This is a genomic window from Leifsonia sp. KNZ12-8B (assembly GCF_056755495.1).
In genome coordinates this window covers 1-20,568 of sequence record NZ_JBPGXM010000024.1, presented here as the reverse complement: position 1 = coordinate 20,568, position 20,568 = coordinate 1, and the positions used below count along the sequence as shown (strand labels likewise).

The following is a 20,568-nucleotide window of genomic DNA, read 5'->3' as shown; positions in this document are numbered from 1 at the left end:
GGAACAGGGGTGATCCGCGCGGCCGAGGGCTCACGCGAACCGGTACACGTGCTCCACCGCGCCGCTCGGGAAGGTCGTCGTGCCGGAGAGCACGAGGGGCCGGCTCGCGCCCGACACCGGCAGCAGCGGTTTGCCGGAGCCGACGAGCACGGGCACGTACGTGACGTGCAGCTCGTCGAGCAGCCCACGGTCGGCGAACTGCGCTGCGAGGTCACCGCCGCCGACCACCCAGACGTCGCGGTCGCCCGCCGCCGATCTGACCTCCGCGTCGAGCTGCGCGATGTCGCCGGAGAAGAAGGTGACGTCGGCCCCCTCGCGGACGGCCGGGGTGCCGTGCGTGACGACCCAGACCGGCAGGCCGGGGTAGGGCCAGTCACCGGGCTCGGCCAGGATGAACTCGTACGTGCGGGCCCCCATGACGAGCGCCCCGATGCCGGAGAGGAAGGTCTGGTAGTGCGCGTCGAACTCCTCGAACCCGAACTGCAGCAGCCAGTCGATGCGGTCGTCGGTGTCGGCGATGAAGCCGTCGATGGAGGAGGCGACATAGTACGTCGTGCGGGTCATGTGAGGACGCTAGCAGGAGGCTCGGACACTCTTGACCGCCTGCTCCGAACGGGTCGTAGTGTGGCGGTATGAAGACGATCACACTCGGCACGGAGAAGCTCGCCGTCTCGCGGCTCGGCCTGGGCTGCATGGGCATGTCGGCGTTCTACACCGGCGCGGGGCAGGACGATGCCGGCTCGATCCGCACCATCCACCGCGCCATCGACCTCGGCGTCACCCTGTTCGACACGGCCGAGATCTACGGCCCGTACACCAACGAGGAGCTGGTGGGCCGCGCGCTCGCCGGCCACCGCGACGAGGTGGTCGTCGCCACGAAGTTCGGCATGCGGCCCGACCCGGAGAACCCGCAGCGCCGCATCCTCGACGGCTCACCGGAGAACGTGCGCCGGTCGGTCGAGGGGTCGCTGCGCCGGCTGAACACCGACCGGATCGACCTCTACTACCAGCACCGGATGGACCCTGGCACGCCCATCGAGGAGACCGTCGGCGCGCTGGTCGATTTGGTGAAGGAGGGCAAGATCCTGCACTACGGCCTGTCGGAGGCGGCGCCGGAGACGATCCGCCGCGCCAACGCCGTGCACCCGGTCACGGCCATCCAGACCGAGTACTCGCTGTGGACGCGCGACCCCGAGGCGGAGGTGCTGCCGACGGTGCGCGAGCTCGGCATCGGCTTCGTGCCGTACTCGCCGCTCGGCCGCGGCTTCCTGACCGGCTCGATCCGCTCGCTCGACCAGCTGTCGCCGGACGACTTCCGCCGGTTCAACCCGCGCTTCGAGGGCGACAACCTGGAGGCGAACATCCGCATCGTCGAGCAGGTGGACGAGGTCGCACGGCAGGTCGGCGCGACGCCCGGGCAGGTCGCCCTCGCCTGGCTGCTCGCGAAGGGCGACGACATCGCGCCCATCCCGGGCACCACGAAGGTCGAGAACCTGGAGCAGAACGTCGCGGCCGACGGGCTGGAGCTCAGCCCCGAGCAGCTCGCGCAGCTGGACGACGTGGCCGCCCCGGTCGGCGACCGGTACGCGGACATGACGCCGCTGAACCGCTGAGCCGCTGCCGCCGAGCCACCGGCTCGCCGCGGCGCGGGTCAGGCGCGCCGGAGGCGCACGCGGAGCGTCCTCGCTTCCGGGCGGAGGGCGTGCTCCAGCCAGACGTCCGGCCCGCAGGCTGCAGAGCCGACGCCGTGCTGCGCGGCGTCAACGATGAGCTGCGTCGTCGTGGACGCCGGCAGCTCGTGCGGGTGGCCGGCGGCGGCGAGCTGCTGCGGGGTGTGCCGGCTGAGCGTGAAGCCCGGGAGGCGACCGCGTCCGTCCCGGATGAACTCCCATTGGAGGAACGCCCCCTCCGAACCGTTGAGCGACAGGCTCCGGACCTCGGAGCGGTGGCCGGTCTCCTGCGGGCGCGCGTACTCGATCGAGAGGTCGTCGACCGTCGCCGTGTAGCGCCCGACCCGGGCCGCCCGGATGCTGTCGGGGTAGGACTCCAGCGGGCCGAGCCCGAACCACTCGGCGCCCGTGACGGCCGGCGCGCCGTCGGCGTCCGGCAGCTCGAACCGGACGCCGATGCGCGGCCAGACCGAGGTCCAGCCGGTCGACGGCTCGATCTCGACCCGGAGCTCCAGGTCGCCGTCGACGTCGGTCCAGACCTGCTCGACCGTCACCGACGCCGTGGCGTTCGCCGCGGAGACGCGCGTGATGGTCCGCAGGGCGCCGGGCGCCTCCTCCACCGACACCAGCCGGTGCACGAGCCGGTCCAGGCCCTGCGCGCGCCAGAGCTGTGCGCTGGAGGTGCCGGGGATGCTCGCGTCGCTGCCCTCGGGGTTGCTGTAGCCGCCCTCGTCGTTGTCGGTGGGGGCGCGGAACAGCTCCAGCAGGGGCCCGCGGACGGCGTGGCCGGCGAGCCGGACGAGACGCCCGCCCTCGAACTCCGCGGCCCCCAGCATGAGGTCGCCGGCACCCGGCCGCCAGCCGTGCACCCGGGCGGGGGTCGGCGGCCCGGCGACCCGGCGTCGCGCGGTCTGCGGAGTGGCGGCCTGCGGAACCGCGGCATGCGGAACCGCGGCGTGCCCGGTCGCCACGACGTGCCCCGCTGGCGCCCACGACGCCTCCTCCGCCAGCACCGCCTCGACGGTCAGCCACGTCTCGCCCGCCGCGGCGACCGGGGCCGGCGGCAGCGCGACCGACGCGGACGACCCCGCGGCGATCACCGGAACGTCGAGCACGCCGTCGGCCACCGTGCGGCCGTCGTGCTCGACCCGCCAGACGAACCGAAGGTCGGCCGTGCTCGCGCTGTGCCGGTGGTTGGACACGACCACCTCGCGGTCGCCGAACGCGAACCGGATCGGCTGCACGACCGCCGCGAACTCGTGGAGGCCCGGTGTCGGCACGCCCGAGCTCAGCACCATCCCGTCCATCACGAAGTTGCCGTCGTGGACCACTTCGCCGAAGTCACCGCCGTAGCCGTAGAACGGCGTGCCGTCGGCCGTCTGCGTCAGGAGTCCGTGGTCGCGCCACTCCCACACGAACCCGCCGTGCAGGCGCGGCAGCTCGTCGACCAGGGCCTCGTACCGGTCGAGTCCGCCGGGGCCGTTGCCCATCGCGTGGGCGTACTCGCACATCAGGAACGGCTTGGTGCGCTGCCGGGCGCCCTGCGCCGGGGTGCAGCCGAGCAGCGGGGCGAGCGAGCCGTCGGTGCCGATCTCGCGCGTCTCCAGCAGCGACGGGTACATGCGCGAGTACACGTCGGTGTACTCGCCGGTGTAGTCGCCCTCGTAGTGCACCGGCCGCTCGGGGTCCCTGGCCCGCACCCATGCGGCCATCGCAGCCAGGTTCGCGCCGGTGCCCGCCTCGTTCCCGAGCGACCAGACGATCACGCTCGGGTGGTTCTTGTCGCGCTCCACCGTCCGCTCGATGCGATCGAGGTACGCCTCGCGCCAGCGGGCGTCGTCGCTGGGATTCCCGGCCCAGTCGTGCATGGCGAAGCCGTGCGTCTCGAGGTCGCACTCCAGCACGACCCAGAGCCCGAGCTCGTCCGCCAGCTCCAGCAGGCGCGGGTGCGGCGGGTAGTGGCTCGTGCGGATGGCGTTGACGTTGAAGCGCTTCATGAGCGCCAGGTCCTCGCGCGCGTGCGCCTCGTCGAACACGCGGCCGCGCTCGGGATGCGTCTCGTGCCGGTTCATGCCGTGGAAGACGACGCGCCGGCCGTTGACCAGCAGCCGGTCGCCGCGGATCTCGACCGTCCGGAACCCGACGCGCAGGGACGCCGTCTCGCCGCGGGAGGCCACGGTCGCGTCGTACAGGCGCGGAGCCTCGGCGCTCCACGGCTCGGCCGGCCCGACCTCGACGCGCGCGACGGCGGCGGGGGAGTCCCATACCGCCTCCACACCCAGCTCGGGGATGCGGAGGGTCACCGGATACGCGCCGGCGTCGGCGACGACCTCGGGGTCCACCCAGCCGGTGCCGCCGTCCACCTCCCATCCGGTGCGCAGCCAGACGTCGCCGAGCCCGTCGAGCGGCCGGGAGACGAGCGTCACGTCGCGGAAGATCCCGGGCAGCCACCACTGGTCCTGGTCCTCGAGGTAGCTGGCGGGCGACCACTGGTGCACGCGGACCGCGAGGAGGTTGTCGCCCGGCCGCACGAGCCCGGTGACGTCGAACTCCTGCGCGAGCCGGCTGCCGGTGCCGACACCGACCTCCTCGCCGTTCAGCCACACCCGGTAGAGCGACTCGACGCCGTCGAACCGCAGCGCGACACGGGCGCCGGCCGGCCAGTCGCCGGGGAGCGTGAAGCTGCGGCGGTAGTCGCCGGTCGGGTTCTCGTCGGGGACGTGCGGCGGGTCCACCGGGAACGGGAACTGCACGTTGGTGTAGGCGGGCCGCCCGTACGCGCCGTCGCCGTGCAGCACCCAGTGCGCCGGCACGGGGAGGCGGTCCCAGCCGCTGTCGTCGAGCTCCGGCTCGGCCACGTCGTCCGGGAGGGCGGCGTGCGCGAAGTAGCGGAAGGCCCAGTCGCCGTTCAGCGAGAGCGACGGCGCGTCGGTGCGCAGCCAGGACCGCGGCGCGAGGCGGGCGCCACGGCCCGGGGCGGTGTCGGAGAGGTAGGCGGGGGGAAGCACGGCGGTCACGGCTCTGTCACGGCTCCTTCGGCGTCGGATAGCATCGACCGTAGTCGAAAACAATTCGAGTGACCTAATTTGGGAGTGCCGTGTCCGACCCGACGCTGTCCGAGCGCCCGGCCCGCCGCCGCGGCCCCTACGCGAAGACCGCCGCCCGCCGGCAGCACATCGTGGAGCAGGCGTACGCCGTCTTCGCCAGCCGCGGCTACCACGCCGGCTCGCTGCGCGAGATCGCGACGGCCGCCGGGGTGAGCCTCAGCAGCCTCCAGCACCACTTCTCGTCCAAGGAGGAGCTGCTCGTCGCCGTGCTCGCCCGCCGCGACGAGCTCGGTGGAGGCTGGCGCGAGTTCGCCTCCGACCTCCCGTTCCCCGAGCACATCGTCGGGCAGGCCGAGGCGAACCGCCGCATCCCCGGCCTCATCGCCCTGTACGCCGTGCTCTCCGCGGAGGCCGTCACCGCGGGACACCCCGGCCGCGACTACTTCGTCGCCCGCTACGACGCGCTGCGCGCGTCGTACACCGCCGAGTTCGTCGCGCTGCGCGACGACGGACACCTGCGCGCCGGGGTCGACCCGGCGCTCGCCGCGGCCACGGTCATCGCGCTCTGGGAGGGTGTCGAGCTCCAGTGGCTCTACGCCCCCGAGCGCATCGACGCGCCCGCCGCCCTCCGCGCCTACCTCGACCTCGTGATCACCTAGCCGCGGCCCAGCAGCCCCCGAGCACAGGAAAAACGCCCCCGATCGGCCGGATCGAGGGCGTTTTTCCTGTGCTCGGCGGCTGGTGCCGGACCGGGGGCTACTGCACGCCGCGGATGGGCGGGTGGTGGAAGGTGTCCGCGAAGACGCGCTCGGAGGCGCCGACGCGGTCGAGGTACGGCGTGATCCCGCCCATCTGGAACGGGAAGCCGGCGCCAAGGATCATGCAGAGGTCGATGTCCTCCGGCGCCTCCACCACGTGGTCGTCGACGAGCATGCGGTGGATCTCGTCGGCGAGGCCGTCCTCCAGGCGCCGGAGGATGTCCTCCTTCGTCCACGGGTTCGTCCCGCCGGACACGATCTTGGCCGCGCCCTTGTCGACGCCCTTGATCTTGCCCTTGCCGTCCTTCTCCAGCAGCGTGCCGTACTCGGCCAGCTTGTGGAGGTTCTCGCTGCGGTAGAACCGGTCGGGGAAGGCCGCGTGGTGCGTGTCGAGCACGTGCGCGCCGACCTTCAGCCCGACCAGGTCGAGCAGCTGGGAGGGCGGCATCGGCAGGCCCAGCGGCGCGATGGCCTCGTCGACGACCTCGAACGGGGTGCCGTCGTCGACCGCGTGCATCGCCTCGCCGAGGATCTTGGCGAGGATGCGGTTGACCACGAAGCCCGGGGTGTCGGCGGTGATGACCGCGTTCTTCTTGAGCGCGGCAGCGGTGACCATCGCGGTCGAGAGCGTCGCCTCGTCGGTGTGCGGCGTCTTCACGACCTCGATCAGCGGCATGACCGCGACCGGGGTGAAGAAGTGGAAGCCGACCAGCCGCTCCGGGTGCTTCAGCTTCGCGCCGATCTGCTCGACCGACAGCGAGGAGGTGTTGGTCGCCAGCACGGCCTCGTCGGAGAGGTGCTGCTCGACCTCCTCGAAGACGTTCTGCTTGACGGTCAGCTCTTCGAACACGGCCTCGATCACCCAGTCGCAGTCGGCGAAGTCGGCCTTGTCCGTGGTGCCGGTGACCAGCGCGCGGAGACGGTTCGCCTCGTCGGGCGAGATGCGGCCCTTCTCCTGGAGCTTGCCGATCTCGTCGTGGATGTACTGCACGCCCTTGTCGACGTGCGCCTGGTCGAGGTCGGTGATGACGACCGGCACCCGCAGGCGGCGGACGAACAGGAGGGCGAACTGGCTCGCCATGTAGCCGGCGCCGATGACGCCGATCTTGGTGACCTTCTTCGCCAGCTTCTTGTCCGGGGCGCCGGCCGGGCGCTTGGCCCGCTTCTGCACCAGGTTGAAGGCGTAGATGCTCGCGTGGAACTGGTCGCCCGAGATCAGCTCGGCCAGCGCGTCGTCCTCGAGTTCGAAGCCCGCGGCGCGGTCGTTGGACTTCGCCGCCTTCAGCAGGTCGAGCGCCTTGTACGGCGACTTCGGGACGGTGCCGATGCGGCTCTCCAGCATCTTGCGGGCGATGCCGATGGCGGCGTCCCACTTGACCATGCGCTCGAGCTTGCCCGGCACGTTGGGCCGCTTGACCTCGATCTCGCCGCCGATGACCCGGTCGGCCCACTTCAGCGAGTCCTCGAGGAAGTTCGCCGAGTCGAAGATCGCGTCGGCGATCCCCATGTCGAAGGCCTCCTGCGCCTTCAGCATGCGGTTCTGCTTGAGCGGGTTCTCGACGACGACCTTCAGGGCGTTCTCGATGCCGATGAGGTTCGGGAGGATGGTCGCGCCTCCCCAGCCCGGGATGAGCCCCAGGAACACCTCGGGCAGCGCGAAGCCGGCCACGTTGCGGTCGATGGTGCGGTAGTCGGCGTTGAGGCCGATCTCCACGCCGCCGCCGAGCGCGAGCCCGTTCGTGAAGACGAACGACGGCACGCCGAAGGTCGCCTGCTTGCCGAGCACGTGGTGGCCCAGCTGGGGGAGGAGCTTCGCGGCCTCCCGGCTGGGGATGTCGCTCACCCGGCTGAGGTCCGCGCCCGCGGCGAGGATGAACGGCTTGCCGGTCACGGCGACCGCGTCGATCTCGCCGCGCTTGGCGCGCTGGGTCAGCTCGTCGAAGACGGTGCCGAGCTCGAGGAGCGTCGCCGGCCCGAGCGTGTTCGGCCGGGTGTGGTCCCGTCCGTTGTCGAGCGTCACGAGGGCGAGCGTGCGGCCGCTGGGCAGCGTCACGTCCTTGGTGAGGGCGTGCGTGACGACCTCGTCGTCCGAGAAGGCGAGCAGGGGGGTGAAGTCGATGGTGCTGTAATCCGTCACGTCGCTGTCCTCAGTTCGCCTTCCGCGCGGCGCGCTTGTCGTAGTTCGGGTTCTCCCAGATCACGGTGCCGCCCTGGCCGAGGCCGACGCACATCGCGGTGATGCCGTAGCGCACCTCCGGGTGCTGCTCGAACTGGCGGGCGAGCTGGATCATCAGCCGGACGCCGCTCGCGGCCAGCGGGTGGCCGATCGCGATCGCGCCGCCCCACTTGTTGACCCGCGGGTCGTCGTCGTCGATGCCGAAGTGGTCGAGGAACGAGAGCACCTGGATGGCGAACGCCTCGTTGAGCTCGAACAGGCCGATGTCGTCGATCGTGAGGCCCGCCTTGCGGAGCGCCTTCTCGGTCGAGGGGACCGGGCCGATGCCCATGATCTCGGGCTCGACGCCGGCGAAGGCGAAGCTCACCATCCGCATCTTCGGGGTGAGGCCCAGCTCCTTCACTGCGTCGTGCGAGGCGAGCAGGCTCGCCGTCGCGCCGTCGGTGAGCGGCGACGAGTTGCCGGCGGTCACGCGGCCGTGCGGGCGGAACGGCGTCTTGAGCGTCGCCAGCCCCTCCAACGTGGTCTCCGGGCGCATGCCCTCGTCCTGCGTGGCGAGGCCCCAGCCGCTCTCGGAGCGGATCGCGACCGGGACGAGGTCGGGCTGGATGTCACCGCTGCCGTACGCCGCGGCGAGCTTCTGCTGGCTGCGCATCGCGAAGCGGTCGGCCCGCTCCTTGGTGAGTGCGGGGAAGCGGTCGTGGATGCGCTCGGCGGTCATACCCATGTTGAGCGCGTCCTCGGCGACCATCCGCTCCGAGAGGAAGCGCGGGTTGGGGTCGGCCCCGAAGCCCATCGGGTGCCGTCCCATGTGCTCGACGCCGCCGGCGATCACGAGGTCGTACGCGCCGAACGCGATCCCCGAGCCGAGGGTCGTGACGCTCGTCATCGCACCGGCGCACATCCGGTCGATGGCGAAGCCCGGCACGGACTTCGGCAGCCCGGCGAGCAGCGCCGCCGTGCGGCCCAGGGTGAGCCCCTGGTCGCCCTGCTGCGTCGTCGCGGCGATCGCCACGTCGTCGATGCGGTCCTTGGGCACCTGGGGGTTCCGCTCGAGCAGACCGATGATCGCCTTCACGACCAGGTCGTCCGCGCGGGTGTTCCAGTACTGCCCTTTCTCGCCGGCCCGCCCGAACGGAGTACGGACTCCGTCGACGAACACGACTTCGGTCTTATCGGCCACAGTGCCTCCCAATCAGGTCGACACGATCCTAAGGAGGGCTCCGCCGGGGCGCGGAATCGTTTGGTCGTTCCTACGAATCCGGCTCGGACGTGTCGTCGGCGCTTTGCACGCTTCCCACAAACGCGTCGGCGATCAGCTGTGAGGTTGCCTCAATCTGCCAGGCGCGTGCGCCATGCGCTGCGAGGGCCTCCCCGACGGTGTCCGCGGTGACCTCGGCGGGCGGCGCCCACGCGACGCGGCGCAGCGTCTCGGGCGTCAGCAGGTTCTCGAGCGGGATGCTGCGCTCCTCCGACAGCTCCGTGAGCGCGGCACGGGCGGCCTTCAACCGGGCGTCGGCGTCGGGGTTGCGGTCGGCCCAGGCACGCGGCGGCGGGAGGCTGTCGCCGTTGCCCCGCAGCACGGGCAGGTCGTCGGTGGTGCGGCCGGCCTCGATGGCGGCCCACCAGCGGTCGAGCTCGCTGCGGCTGGCGCGCCCGGTGAACTCGCGCAGCCCGGCCAGGGCGCGCTTGCTCTCGGGCATCGCCTTCGCGGAGGCGGTCAGCGAGGCGTCGGGGACGAGCCGGCCCGGCGCGACGTCGAGCTCTCTGGCCAGCGCGTCCCGGCTCAGCCACAGCTCGCGCGCGACGGCCAGATTGCGGAGGCCGCGGATCGAGTGGATGCCGGACAGCCTCCGCCACGGCTCGTTCCGCACGACGGTCAGCTCGCGCGTGAGCTCGTCGGCGAACTCCTGCCGCGCGATCTCCTCTTTGCCGGCCTCGCGGAGCAGCCGTGCGATGGCGTCGCGGAGGTCGGGCAGCAGCTCGACGTCGAGCGCGGCGTAGTTCAGCCACGGCTCCGGCAGCGGCCGGGTCGACCAGTCGGCCGCGCTGTGCTCCTTGGCCAGGTGGATGCCGAGCAGCTCCTCCACGACCGTCCCGAGGCCGACGCGCGGCATGCCCAGGAGCCGGGCGGCCAGCTCGGTGTCGAAGATCGTGGCCGGATCGAGGCCGACCTCGCGCAGGCAGGTCAGGTCCTGGGTGGCGGCGTGCAGCACCCACTCGTCGTCGTGGATCGCCGCATCCAGCTCGTCGAACCTCCCGACGGCCGGCGGATCGAACAGGAAGGTCCCCGCCTCGCGGCGGAAGACCTGGATCAGGTAGGCGCGCTGCGAGTAGCGGAACCCGCTGGCCCGCTCTGCGTCGACCGCGATCGGGCCGCTGCCGGCGGCGATGCGCTCGACCGCGTCCAGGTACTCCGCGCGGGTGGCGATGACGTGGTGCTGCTCAGCCACGCGGCGTCCGTCTCGACGTCAGCAGGCTGACGCCCTCGCCCGTCGGCGGCAGGCCCGCGAGCATGCACAGCAGCTCGCCCCAGCCCTCGACGTGCGCCGAGATGTCGGTCTCGAGCGGGCTCCAGGAGGCGCGCAGCTCGATCTGCGAGCCGTCGCCCTGCCTGGCCAGCTCGCCGAAACCCGTGGAGATGATCTTGGTGGCGGTGCCGCTGGCCGCCGTGTACTTGGCGTGCCGGGCGTCCAGCGCGTCCACGAGCCACGACCATGTGACGTCGGCGAGGAACGGGTCGAGGCCGATGTCGGTCTCCAGCGGCGCCTGCGCGAAGCACACCACGCGGAACGGGCCGCCCCACGCCTCCGGCTCGTCCGGGTCGTACAGCAGGATGAACCGCCCGGTGCCCAGGTCGGAGTCGTCGCCGTGCCGGGCGGGCCGCACGTCCGCGGCCAGCGCGACGGCGTGCGGCGCGAGCTGGCCCGGCGCAGGGATCTCGGTGACGACCAGCTCCGGCCGGGCCTTGGCGGCCCGGACGGACGCGAGCGCCGCGGCGAACTCCCCGGGCACGTGCGGGGTGGAGGTTGGTGTCGGCACGTTAGGAACACTAGAAGCCTTTGCGCGCCCGCGGCAGTAAGGCACGCCGCCTGAAGAAGTCCTGAGCGCGCCCCGTCCCGGGCGTCGCCGCGGATGACCTCACCGGTGCGTCACCTCCCGCCGGTACGCTGGCGCCATGACGACCACCAGCTCACGTCCCCGCCTCGGCAAGGCCCTCGTCACGACCGGCGCGGTCGGCGCGGGGCTGGCGCTGCTGACCGCGGCCGGGGCCGCGTACACGGTCGCCAGGGTCGCCCGCACCGTGATCACCCCGGTCCGGCGGCGACCGCAGAACCAGACGATCCGCGCGGTCGACAGGGAGCTGGGCACGATCACGTTCGCCGACAGCGCCGACGCGCGGATGCCGGGACGGTTCGGCGTGTGGTTCGGCGGTGACACCGGCTACGCGAAGGTCGGCGGGCTGCTCGCCACCGGCGACGGCGAGGTCACCCGCGAGCTCGAGCGCGTCGAGTTCGGCGACCTGCGGCCGGGCCGCGCCCGCATCAGCGGCTACTACTACCTGGAGCCGGAGGAGCTGGGCCTCCCCGTCATGAGCGTCACCATCCCGACCGAGCTGGGGGAGGCGCCCGCCTGGCTCTTCCCCGCGGCCGAGGGCGCCGACGACGGACGCTGGGTCATCCAGGTGCACGGGTGGGGCGCGAGCCGGCAGGAGGGGCTGCGCGCGGTCCGCGCCTTCCATGCGGCGGGCTTCACGAGCCTCCTCGCCTCGTACCGCAACGACGGCGACGCCCCCGACAGCGCCGACCGCCGCTACGGCCTCGGCGGCACCGAGTGGCACGACATCGACGCCGCGCTCCGCTACGCCGCCGCCAACGGCGCCCGCTCGATCGTGCTCATGGGCTGGTCGATGGGAGGCGCGATCGTGCTGCAGACCATCACCCGCTCCGAGGCGGTCGGCCTCGTCCGCGGCGTCGTGCTCGAATCGCCGGTCATCGACTGGGTCGACACGCTCGAGTACCAGGCCAACCTGCTCCGGCTGCCCGAGCCGATCGCGCAGGGCGCCATGCGGCTCATCGGCGCCACCTGGAGCGGCCCGATCACCGGCCAGGCCGCGGCCATCGACCTCGCCAGCATGAACTTCGTCTCGCGCGCGGCCGACCTGAGCCTCCCGACGCTCATCCTGCACAGCGACGACGACGGGTTCGTGCCCTCGACCGCCTCCCGCGCTCTCGCGGCGGCGCGCAGCGACATCGTCACGCTGGTGCCGTTCACGGTCGCGCTGCACACCAAGCTCTGGAACTACGACGAGCAGAAGTGGACGGCGGCGATCACGGACTGGCTGGCGGAGCACGTCGACTGACGGTGCAGGCACCGCCGGCGCCGGTCGCGGTGCGGGGGAGACCGCCTACTCGTCGTGCGGAGGCAGCTCGCCGGCCGTCAGCGCGATCATGCGCGAGACGGACCGGAGGTACTTCTTGCGGTAGCCGCCGCCGAGCATCTCGTCGTCGAACACCTCGTTGAGCGGCACGCCGGTCTGCACGATCGGGATCTCGGCGTCGTAGACGCGGTCGATGAACGCGACCAAGCGCAGGGCCGCCATCTGGTCGTGCAGCACCGCGACCTCCCGCAGGCCGATGACATCCACGCCGTCGAGCATCTTGATGTAGCGCGAGGGGTGGACGGTGGCGAGGTGCGCGATGAGACCGTCGAACGAGTCGTCGGTGGCGGCCTCGCCGCGGGCCGCGAGAGCCCCGAGCACGCGCTCGTACTCGCTCGCGTCGACCGTGACGGCACTGCCGGTGGTGTCGCGGCGGCGGTAGTCGAGGCCGTCGATGCGGAGGGTCTGGAAGTTGTTCGAGAGCGACTGGATCTCGCGCAGGAAGTCGCTCGCGGCGAAGCGGCCCTCGCCGAGCGCGTTCGGCGGAGTGTTGCTGGTCGCGGCGATCCGGGTGCCCGAGGCGACGAGCTCGCCGAGCATCCGCGTCATCATCATGGTGTCGCCCGGGTCGTCGAGCTCGAACTCGTCGATGCAGATCAGCGCCGAGCCGCGCAGCAGGTCGACCGCGCCGGCGTAGCCGAGGGCGCCCACCAGGGCCGTGTACTCGATGAAGGTGCCGAAGTACTTGGGCCCGGGCGCCTCGTGCCAGAGGGCGGCGAGGAGGTGCGTCTTGCCGACGCCGAACCCGCCGTCGAGGTAGACGCCCGGCTTCATCGCGTCGACCTTCTTGCGGCTGCGGCTGAACAGGCCGGCCGGGCGCTGCGGCTCCCACGCCTTGGCGAAGAGCTTGAGGGTGGACACCGCCTCGGCCTGCGACGGGTAGTCGTGGTCCGGGCGGTACGACTCGAAGGTCGCGTGCTCGAACTGCGACGGAGGGACCAGGCTGGAGGCGATCTCGGCGCCCGTGATCTGGGGCGAACGGTCCGCGAGGCGCGGGAGGGCTCCGGTCTGGTCGATCGTCATGGACGGGGCTGCACCTTCGGTCGGGGGCGGGGAATGGCGGAGGCCCGCACTGCGTCGGACTTCAGTGTGTCGAAGTCTTAAGGCGACGCGCGAGGCGCCCGCCGTGCCGCGTAGCCTGATACTGCGTTCCTGCTGCCGCAGGGTTCCAGCCTAATCCGGAAGGATGCACCGCATGCCCGTCGAGACCGATCCGTCGCCCGCCTTCGCCGACTACGCCCACCCGGAACGTCTGGTGAGCACGGAATGGCTGGCGGAGCACCTGGACGAACCGGGCCTCGCGGTGGTGGAGTCCGACGAGGACGTCCTGCTGTACGAGACCGGCCACATCCCCGGTGCCGTGAAGATCGACTGGCACACCGACCTCAACGACCCGGTCGTGCGCGACTACGTGAGCGCGGAGCGGTTCGCCGAGCTGCTCGGCGCGAAGGGCATCGCCCGCGACACGACCGTCGTCATCTACGGCGACAAGAACAACTGGTGGGCGGCCTACGCGCTTTGGGTGTTCACGCTGTTCGGCCACGAGGACGTCCGCCTCCTCGACGGCGGCCGCGACAAGTGGATCGCGGAGGGGCGCGAGATCACCCGCGAGGCCCCGGCCGTGCAGGCGGTCGAGTACCCCGTGGTCGAGCGCGACGACAGCCGCGTCCGCGCCTTCAAGGAGGACGTGCTCGCCCACCTCGGGCAGCCGCTCATCGACGTCCGCTCGCCCGAGGAGTACAGCGGTGAGCGGACCGAGATCCCCGGCTACCCGACCGAGGGCGCGCTGCGCGCCGGGCACATCCCGTCGGCCGCCTCGGTGCCGTGGGCGCGCGCGGCCGCGCCGGACGCGACGTTCAAGCGGCGGGGCGACCTCGAGGACATCTACCTCGGCGAGGCCGGGCTGAAGCCGGGCGACGACGTGATCGCGTACTGCCGCATCGGCGAGCGCTCCAGCCACACCTGGTTCGTCCTGACGCACCTGCTCGGCTTCGAGAACGTGCGCAACTACGACGGCTCGTGGACGGAGTGGGGCTCGGCCGTGCGCGTCCCGATCGTGACCGGCAGCGAGCCGGGCGAGGTCCCGTCGCGGTAGGAGCGATCGCGGCGTCGGCGGCCGGGCGGGGTTAGCCTGGAGGCATGACCGAACTGACGGGGACGCTCGCGGAGATCCGCGACGACTTCCAGGCGCTCGAGCAGCCCGACCGGCTGCAGCTGCTGCTGGAGTTCGCCGACGAGCTGCCGGAGCTGCCCGCCCGCTACGCCGACCATCCCGACCTGCTGGAGCGGGTCGAGGAGTGCCAGGCGCCGGTCTTCATCTTCGTGGAGGTCGACGACGCCGGGATCGTGCACCTGTACGCGACGGCGCCGCGCGAGGCGCCGACCACCCGCGGATTCGCCTCCATCCTGGTGCAGGGCCTCGCCGGCCTCACCGCGGAGGAGGTGCTGGCGGTGCCGGACGACTTCCCGCAGACCCTCGGGCTGACGCAGGCGGTGTCGCCGCTGCGCATCCGCGGCATGTCGGCGCTGCTCGGCCGCACCAAGCGCCAGGTGCGCGCGAAGGCGGCGGCCGCGTAACGGCGCCGCCGGCCGCGCTACGCCGGGATGACGCGGACCATCCGCTCCAGCCCGGCGAAGTCGGCGGGGTTGTGCGTCACCACGGCGGCGTCGTGCGCGCGCGCCGTCGCGGCGATCATGAGGTCGGCGACGCGACCTCTAGCGGACCCATGCGGACGCGCGATGCGGGACGACGTCGGCGATCGGCCGGCCGTGTTGGCAACCGGAACACTCAAAGCACCCCGAAACACACTGTTTACACACCCGCTTCACGCGTAACAGACGCGAAACACAGGCTGCCTGCCACGGAAACGTCGCGCTATCAGACTGGCTCCACCCCGAACCCGTCGCACCCGAGAGCGACAGGCCACCAGCCTCGGGGGCCACGCACAGAGAGGTAGAGATTCGCATGGTGCTCCACACAGCAGCGGACTACGCAGAGGCAGGGACGGTCAACGCCCTGTGGCTGCTGGTCGCCGCAGCCCTCGTCCTGTTGATGACCCCCGGCGTCGCGTTCTTCTACGGCGGCATGGTCCGGGCCAAGAGCGTCATCAGCATGATGATGATGAGCTTCGGCGCGATGGCGCTCGTCGGCGTCCTCTGGGTCGTCTACGGCTACGGCCTCGCCTTCGGCACGCCGGTCATCCCGCACGTCCTCGGCGCCCCCGACTGGTTCCTGTCCAGCCTGATGGGCGAGGACGGCATCACCCCCGACCTCGGCGGCCTCGCGTTCGCCGGCTTCCAGGCCACCTTCGCCATCATCACCGTCGCCCTGATCTCCGGCGCGATCGCCGACCGCGCCAAGTTCGGCGCGTGGATGATCTTCGCCGGCGTCTGGGTCACCGTCGTCTACTTCCCGGTCGCCTACTGGGTGTTCAACCTCTCCGAGGGCTGGATCGCCGCCGGCCTGCACGTGAACGACTTCGCGGGTGGCACGGCGGTCCACATCAACGCCGGTGCCGCCGGTCTCGCCCTGGCGCTCGTCCTCGGCAAGCGCGTCGGCTTCCAGAAGGGCATGAACAAGCCGCACAACGTGCCGCTCACCCTCCTCGGCGCCGCGCTGCTGTGGTTCGGCTGGTTCGGCTTCAACGCCGGCTCCGAGGCCGCGGTCGACGGCGTCGCCGCCCTCGCCTGGGTCAACACGCTCGCCGCCCCGGCCGCCGCGATCATCGGCTGGCTGATCGTCGAGAAGCTCAAGGACGGCAAGGCCACGTCCATCGGAGCCGCATCGGGCGCCGTCGCGGGCCTCGTCGCGATCACCCCGGCCTGTAACATCCTCACCCCGGGCTGGGCGATCCTCCTCGGCGTCGTGGCCGGCGCCGTCTGCGCCCTCGCCATCGATCTGAAGTTCAAGCTCGGCTTCGACGACTCGCTCGACGTGGTCGGCATCCACCTCGTCGGCGGCATCATCGGAACCCTGTGGATCGGCGTCTTCGGGTTCACCCACGTGGACGGCGACGCCGAGAAGCCGTTCTCGAGCTTGCTCTACGGCGGCAGCTTCGCGCAGCTGGGCGTGCAGTTCATCGGCGCCTTCGCGGTCCTGATCTACTCCTTCGTCCTGGCCTTCGTGATCGGCTGGATCATTCAGAAGACGATCGGCTTCCGCGTCAAGAACGAGGACGAGCTGGCCGGCGTCGACACCGTCGTGCACGGCGAGGAGGGCTACTCGCTCGAGACGGTCTGACGACCGCAGCACGCACACAGCACACCGTGACGGGGTGCCGCCTCACCGGGCGGCACCCCGTTCGGCGTCCGGCGGTCCCGTAATCTAATGCATGCATTCCGGCGTGCCGGAGCGGGCGTCCACAGAGGGAGCGGGCATGGCGACGGCCACGAGCGAGCAGCTGGACGCGCTGCTGCTGTTCGTGTGCGGTGCGCTCACCCTCCTCATCCCGCCGGGACTCGCCTTCCTGATCGGCGGCCTCGGCGGCGGGGCGCGCGTCGCCAGGGCTGCGCGGTTCGCCTTCCTCGGCGTGGCCGTCGTCGTGCTGCTCGCCGTCGCCGGAGGGTACGGGATGCTCGTCGGCGACCCGCTGATCCCCGGCATCGTGGGAAGGCCCGACCCCGGGCTCCAGGACGTCTCCGGGACGTACGACCTCGCCCGGGCGGGCTACCTCGTCGCCGTCTGCGCGGTCGGCGTCTCCGTCGTCGGGGTGGCGCTGGCCTCGCGCATCACCGCGCGCGCCTGGATCGCCTTCTGCGTGCTCTGGACCCTGCTGGTGCTGCTCCCGGTCGGCTACGCGGTGTTCGCGCTGGACGACGGCTGGGCGGTGGCCGGGCTCGGCGTCGTGGACTTCGGCGGCATCCTCCCGATCGGCATCGCGGCCGGGGGAGGAGCGGCCGGCGTCGTCCTCGGGTGCGGCCGTCGCGAGCATCAGCGGGAGGGACGCCGCAGCCTGCCGCTCGTCGCCGTGGGCGGGACGCTGCTCTGGCTCGGCTGGCTGGGGCTCGCGACCGGGTCGGAGGGGGCGATGGACGCGTTCGCGCCGCTGATCGCGATGAACGCCTTCCTCGCCTCGGCGGGCGGCTGCCTGATGTGGCTGCTCGTCGATCGCGTCCTGCTGCGCCGGCCGACCGTGTCGAGCGCCCTGCTCGGCGCCTTCGCGGGGCTCGTCGCGGCGACACCGGGCTCCGGCGTGCTGACGCTCGGCTGGTCGCTGCTGCTCGGGGCCATCGCAGCGCTCGCGTGCGCGACGATGGTCGACCTCGCCGCGCGCGCCCGGTTCGGCCCGGCGCTGACGCTCTGCGTGACGGTCTCGGTGGGCGGGCTCGTCGGCCTGCTCTACCTCGGCCTGTTCGCCGCGGGCGGCGGGATGGTCGAGAGCGGCAACTTCGACCTCTTCATCGCGCAGGGCATCGCCGGTCTCGTCGTGCTGCTGTACTCGGCTGCGGTGTCGGCACTCGTAGCGCTGGCGCTCCGTGTCACGATCGGGCTGACCAGGGTCGGCGGGCGCGGGAGCCGCCCGCGCGCGGTCGGCTATCCTTCGGGACGTGATGAGCGCAGCCCGACCGTCGACCACCCGCAGACTGTTGAGCGCGCTCGGCCGGCTGCTGCGCCAGCGGAGCGAGCAGGCCGCCCCTCGCGCGCGCGACGCTGAGCGTATCGCCCCGGCGGGCGCTTCAGGGGCGTCGGCAACCGTCCAGGTCGACCCGCGCCGGCTGGGAGCGATCCGCACCTCCTACGTCCCGAGCACCGACGGCGACGCCGACCCCGGTGAGGTCGTGTGGACGTGGGTGCCGTACGAGGAGGCCGACGGGCGCGGCAAGGACCGCCCGGTGCTGGTCGTCGCCGCCGAGCCCGCCGGAACGGTCCTGGCGGTCGCGCTGACGAGCCAGGAGCACCCGGGCAGGCCCGAGTACGTGCCAGTGGGCTCCGGAGCGTGGGACGGGCAGGGGAGGCCGAGCTACGCGCGCGTGGATCGCGTGTACCGGGTGCACCAGCGCGGGATGCGCCGCGAGGGCGCCGCGCTCGGCAGGCAACCGTACGACCGGGTCCGCGCGCAGCTGCGCAGCAGGTACGGCTGGCGTTGAGTCCTCAGCCGACCGCGTCGGCGTCCGGTGTCCCGCCGTGCCGCCGTTCCGCGTGCCGCCGTTCCGCCGTCAGAGGACGACCGCGTCGCCGCTCAGCCGCCGCGAGGCGCGCCGTGCGCCCTCGGCGAGCGTCTCGAGCTTCGCCCACGCGATGGACGGGTGGATGCGGCCGCCCAGCCCGCAGTCCGTCGACGCCTGCACGCGCTCGGCGCCGACCAGCGACGCGAACGTCGTGAGGCGGTCGGCGACCAGGTCCGGGTGCTCGACGACGTTGGTGGAGTGGCTGACGACGCCCGGGAGGATGACCTTGCCCTCGGGGAGCGTCACGTCCTCCCACACCCGCCACTCGTGTGCGTGCCGCACGTTGCCCGCCTCGAACGAGTAGGCGCCGGCGTCGATGGCGAGCATCAGGTCGACGATGTGCCGGAACTCGAGGTCGGTGGTGTGCGGCCCGTGCCAGCTGCCCCAGCAGAGGTGGAACCGGATGCGGTCCTGCGGCAGCCCGCGCAGGGCGTGGTTGAGCGCCTCCACCCGGATGCGGGTGAAGGCCCGGTAGTCCTCGACGCTCGGCTCGGGGTTGATCTGGTCCCAGTTCTCGGCGATCGAGGGGTCGTCGATCTGCAGCAGGAGCCCGGCGTCGATGATGGCCGTGTACTCCTCCCGCAGCACCTCCGCCCACGCCCAGATGTGCTCCTCCTCGGTCGCGTAGTACTCGTTCGCGATGCGGGCGCCGGAGCCGGGGGAGAGGGCGGTGATGAAGCCGTCCGCGATGCCGGCGGCGTCGAGCGCGGCACGGAGGTTGCGGGCGTCCGCCGCGATGAGCTCCTGGCCGCGGTAGGTCAGCGGTCCGGTCGTGGTCGGGAAGACGGTCGCCTTCTCGCCGAGCGAGATGCCGGACGACGGGTCGGTGTACGCGTCGCGGAACCGCACCCAGTCGCGCCGGTCGGGGAAGGTGGTGAGCCGGATGCGCCCGGGCTCGCTGCGCACCGGCTGCTGGTTGTGGTGATCCTTGCCGGTCAGCGAGAGCCCGCCGACCCGCTGGAAGGAGTACGACCACCAGGCCCCGTAGTCCACGGCCCGCGACATGGCCTTGCCGTACTCGCCGTCGCCGGGGACGGTGATGCCGGCCTCCCGCTGCCGCCGGACCAGCGCGGCGACCTCGGCGGCGAGCAGCTCGTCGAAGGCGGCGTCGTGCTCGAGCGTGAACCCGTCGGCGGCGACCGGCCGCGCCTCGTTCGCGGCGATCAGCTCGGGCGTGCGGGGGAGGGAGCCGGCGTGCGTGACGGGAACGGAGACGGTGGGCATGCGCTCAGCCTACGGGCGGGGTGTGCGGCGGTCCGTCATACGCCGTCATCGGCGGCGCGGTCGAGCACCTCGGCCACCGCGGGAGCGAGGTGCTCGGAGAACGTCGCCGTCAGGTGGTTGTTGTCGCGGTACATGAGCAGGTTGTACGAGAAGACGGGGCACGTGCCGCCGCTGCAGAGCAGGGTCGTCGGATCGAGCAGCTCGACCCCCGCCGCGGCCGCGATGCGCCCGCTCATGGCCCGCAGGTCGTCGGGCACGGCGGATTCGAGCGGCTGGCCGCAGGCGGCGATGTCGAACACGTGCGTGGGGAGGCAGTCGCCGGGCGCCTGCTTCAGCACCGGCTCCGGCCCGAAGAGCACCACGGGGGCGGTTCCGGCCAGCTCGCTCATCGCGCGCACGGCGGCCGGCTCCCACTGTGCGGCGAAGTCGTCGCGCAGACTGACCTTCTCCGCATAGCCGGCCGTGAAGTCGTCCACCACGATCAGGTCGGGGTGGAGGGAGGCGACCTTCGGAAGCACCTGGTCCTGCCATCGGTCGCAGTCCGGCCATCCCGCCGCGGTCGAGCCGAAGCTGATCGGCACGTCGACGAGCGGACAGCCGTTCTTCCCGACGATGTAGAGCCGCCAGCCCTTCTCGCGCGCCGCCCGGTCGAACGCCGGCCACCACATGCCCGCGTGGGAGTCCCCCGCCAGCACGACCGTGCGGTCCCCGTCCGGGTCGCCTCCGCTGCAAATCTGGAGCGTCGCGGCGTAGCAGCCGTTGGTGAAGACGTCGGCGAGGTCGTCTTCCAGCCCCTCGATCGTGGGCCGGGTGTTCGACGGGACGCCGGCCGGCACGAAGCCCGGTCCGTCGGCGAAGCTCACGGCGGCCGGTGCGACGGGCGCGGGCCTGCCGGAGTCGAGCGGGGTCGCCGCGGCGCTCCCGGCGGCGCCCCCCGGGCCCCCGGGCGCGGCGCGGGCGGGCCCCCCGGCCGCCGCCCCCCGGGGGGGGCCGGGGGGGCCTACCCCCGCCACGCCCGCGCGCCAAACAACAAATACGGGCCCCCGCGCCCCCGGCGCGACGGGCAAGGCGGGCGACTCTGTGG

At 72.3% G+C, this 20,568-nt stretch carries 17 protein-coding genes; 8 read left to right on the top strand and 9 right to left on the bottom strand.

Annotated elements, in window-relative coordinates:
- Positions 1-30: 30 nt before the first annotated feature.
- Positions 31-564, bottom strand: coding sequence for a dihydrofolate reductase family protein (locus ACR9ZG_RS05950; protein ID WP_481283907.1), 534 nt, complete (start codon positions 562-564; stop codon positions 31-33).
- 68 nt (positions 565-632) lie between these two features.
- On the opposite strand from ACR9ZG_RS05950, the gene ACR9ZG_RS05945 reads away from it, so the two are divergent.
- Positions 633-1,613, top strand: coding sequence for an aldo/keto reductase (locus tag ACR9ZG_RS05945; protein ID WP_481283906.1), 981 nt, complete (start codon positions 633-635; stop codon positions 1,611-1,613).
- A 38-nt stretch (positions 1,614-1,651) separates the two neighbouring features.
- On the opposite strand, the gene ACR9ZG_RS05940 is transcribed toward ACR9ZG_RS05945, so the two are convergent.
- Entirely contained in the window at positions 1,652-4,687 is a 3,036-nt protein-coding gene (locus ACR9ZG_RS05940) for a glycoside hydrolase family 2 TIM barrel-domain containing protein (protein ID WP_481283905.1), read from the bottom strand.
- A gap of 80 nt (positions 4,688-4,767) precedes the next feature.
- Here ACR9ZG_RS05940 and ACR9ZG_RS05935 point away from each other — a divergent pair, with 80 nt between their 5' ends.
- Positions 4,768-5,376 carry a TetR/AcrR family transcriptional regulator gene (locus ACR9ZG_RS05935; RefSeq protein WP_481283904.1) on the top strand — a complete coding sequence of 203 codons (609 nt, stop codon included), beginning with the start codon at positions 4,768-4,770 and terminating at the stop codon, positions 5,374-5,376.
- Between the two features lie 97 nt (positions 5,377-5,473).
- Here ACR9ZG_RS05935 and ACR9ZG_RS05930 read toward each other — a convergent pair whose 3' ends face one another.
- The 4 genes from ACR9ZG_RS05930 to ACR9ZG_RS05915 form a co-directional block, all read right to left on the bottom strand.
- The gene (locus ACR9ZG_RS05930) at positions 5,474-7,612 is read right to left on the bottom strand and encodes a 3-hydroxyacyl-CoA dehydrogenase NAD-binding domain-containing protein (RefSeq protein ID WP_481283903.1); all 2,139 of its coding nucleotides are present in this window, start codon (positions 7,610-7,612) and stop codon (positions 5,474-5,476) included.
- Between the two features lie 10 nt (positions 7,613-7,622).
- Positions 7,623-8,834 carry a thiolase family protein gene (locus tag ACR9ZG_RS05925; RefSeq protein WP_481283902.1) on the bottom strand — a complete coding sequence of 404 codons (1,212 nt, stop codon included), beginning with the start codon at positions 8,832-8,834 and terminating at the stop codon, positions 7,623-7,625.
- 70 nt (positions 8,835-8,904) lie between these two features.
- Positions 8,905-10,104 (bottom strand): HRDC domain-containing protein, encoded by a 1,200-nt coding sequence (locus ACR9ZG_RS05920; RefSeq protein WP_481283901.1) that lies wholly within the window; start codon positions 10,102-10,104, stop codon positions 8,905-8,907.
- Positions 10,097-10,693, bottom strand: a complete 597-nt coding sequence (locus ACR9ZG_RS05915; RefSeq protein WP_481283900.1) for a DUF3000 domain-containing protein — start codon at positions 10,691-10,693, stop codon at positions 10,097-10,099. Before ACR9ZG_RS05915 ends, ACR9ZG_RS05920 begins: the two co-directional genes overlap by 8 nt.
- Before the next feature lie 136 nt (positions 10,694-10,829).
- On the opposite strand from ACR9ZG_RS05915, the gene ACR9ZG_RS05910 reads away from it, so the two are divergent.
- Entirely contained in the window at positions 10,830-12,014 is a 1,185-nt protein-coding gene (locus tag ACR9ZG_RS05910; protein ID WP_481283899.1) for an alpha/beta hydrolase family protein, read from the top strand.
- A 45-nt stretch (positions 12,015-12,059) separates the two neighbouring features.
- Here the strand turns inward: ACR9ZG_RS05910 and zapE are convergent, their stop codons facing one another.
- Positions 12,060-13,115, bottom strand: a complete 1,056-nt coding sequence (gene zapE, locus ACR9ZG_RS05905; RefSeq protein ID WP_481283898.1) for a cell division protein ZapE — start codon at positions 13,113-13,115, stop codon at positions 12,060-12,062.
- Between the two features lie 172 nt (positions 13,116-13,287).
- Here zapE and ACR9ZG_RS05900 point away from each other — a divergent pair, with 172 nt between their 5' ends.
- From ACR9ZG_RS05900 to ACR9ZG_RS05880, 5 genes are all read left to right on the top strand, one after another.
- Entirely contained in the window at positions 13,288-14,187 is a 900-nt protein-coding gene (locus ACR9ZG_RS05900; protein WP_481283897.1) for a sulfurtransferase, read from the top strand.
- Positions 14,188-14,231: 44 nt separating this feature from the next.
- A complete protein-coding gene (locus ACR9ZG_RS05895) occupies positions 14,232-14,669 on the top strand; it encodes a SufE family protein (protein ID WP_481283896.1) in 438 nt (145 codons plus the stop codon).
- A gap of 388 nt (positions 14,670-15,057) precedes the next feature.
- Positions 15,058-16,332, top strand: coding sequence for an ammonium transporter (locus tag ACR9ZG_RS05890; RefSeq protein WP_481283895.1), 1,275 nt, complete (start codon positions 15,058-15,060; stop codon positions 16,330-16,332).
- Between the two features lie 136 nt (positions 16,333-16,468).
- Entirely contained in the window at positions 16,469-17,746 is a 1,278-nt protein-coding gene (locus tag ACR9ZG_RS05885) for an ammonium transporter (RefSeq protein ID WP_481283894.1), read from the top strand.
- Positions 17,679-18,179 (top strand): type II toxin-antitoxin system PemK/MazF family toxin, encoded by a 501-nt coding sequence (locus ACR9ZG_RS05880; protein ID WP_481283893.1) that lies wholly within the window; start codon positions 17,679-17,681, stop codon positions 18,177-18,179. The genes ACR9ZG_RS05885 and ACR9ZG_RS05880 overlap by 68 nt, the downstream gene beginning before the upstream one ends.
- Before the next feature lie 69 nt (positions 18,180-18,248).
- On the opposite strand, the gene ACR9ZG_RS05875 is transcribed toward ACR9ZG_RS05880, so the two are convergent.
- Together ACR9ZG_RS05875 and ACR9ZG_RS05870 are read right to left on the bottom strand one after the other, a co-directional pair.
- Positions 18,249-19,484, bottom strand: coding sequence for a cobalamin-independent methionine synthase II family protein (locus ACR9ZG_RS05875; RefSeq protein WP_481283892.1), 1,236 nt, complete (start codon positions 19,482-19,484; stop codon positions 18,249-18,251).
- A 35-nt stretch (positions 19,485-19,519) separates the two neighbouring features.
- Positions 19,520-20,347, bottom strand: coding sequence for an SGNH hydrolase domain-containing protein (locus tag ACR9ZG_RS05870; RefSeq protein WP_481283891.1), 828 nt, complete (start codon positions 20,345-20,347; stop codon positions 19,520-19,522).
- Positions 20,348-20,568 lie beyond the last annotated feature (221 nt).